This window comes from Paenibacillus sp. JSM ZJ436 (assembly GCF_044383795.1).
GTDB classification, from domain to species: Bacteria; Bacillota; Bacilli; order Paenibacillales; family Paenibacillaceae; genus Paenibacillus_AQ; species Paenibacillus_AQ algicola.
This window is the reverse complement of record NZ_JBISEO010000045.1, coordinates 1-767: the sequence shown is the minus strand read 5'-3', so window position 1 is coordinate 767 and position 767 is coordinate 1. Positions and strand designations below refer to the sequence as shown.

The window sequence follows — 767 nt, the reverse complement described above, 5'->3', positions numbered from 1 at the left end:
CAGGCGTGTTGATTATCCAGTAACAGGAAATAAAAATTGAAAAGAGGTCTTGCCTTTAGTAGAATCGGTAGTCACGACACCACGATTCGAAAAGGAGACCTCTCATGAAGAAGATTACCCCATTTACGAACTTAGTGCAAACATTGCTTAGCGAAGAAGAAGTGAAAGAAGTCGCGCAAGCGATAGGCTATCACGACAAAGGTAAAAAATTCACAGTGAGCACCCTGCTTCAGTTTCTAACTCATGCTGCGGCAGGAGAGTGGGAAAGTTACAGAGCCAGTGTAGACAAAGCAGCCGATTGCGGTTTACCGATCGTGAATTACTCTACCTTCTCAAAGAAAGCCGCTGATGTACCTTACGAGGTTTTCAAACGTTTATTTGAAATGTTGGCCGCCAAGTGTAATCGGTCAACAAGACGGAAGTTACGGATCCCATCCGCCTTATTATTAGTAGATTCGACGACCATCACAGTAGGCAAAACCCGTCTACCTTGGGCTGTATTCCATGGCAAACGTTCAGGAATCAAGCTTCATGTGGCTTACGATGCATCCGCAAACCTGCCAACAAAGGTCATCGAAACGGTGGCTACTAAGCATGACGGACCGATTGGGGAAAAGCTCGCCAATCCTGAATTTATCATGGTTGAGGACCGCGCTTACGGAAAGATTGAGCGTTTCGATAATGACGTAGAGCAACATCAATATTTTGTGATTCGTATCAAAGAAAACATGACCTTGGTGACCCCGCGTTCTCTGCAACGCCAAGTT

The 767-nt window shown here is 45.4% G+C and carries 1 protein-coding gene; it reads left to right on the top strand.

The genetic code is table 11. The annotated features are described in order from the left end of the window. Nucleotides 1–104: 104 nt before the first annotated feature. On the top strand, nt 105–767 hold a 663-nt coding region (locus tag ACH6EH_RS20155), incomplete at its 3' end, for an IS4 family transposase (protein ID WP_397333592.1).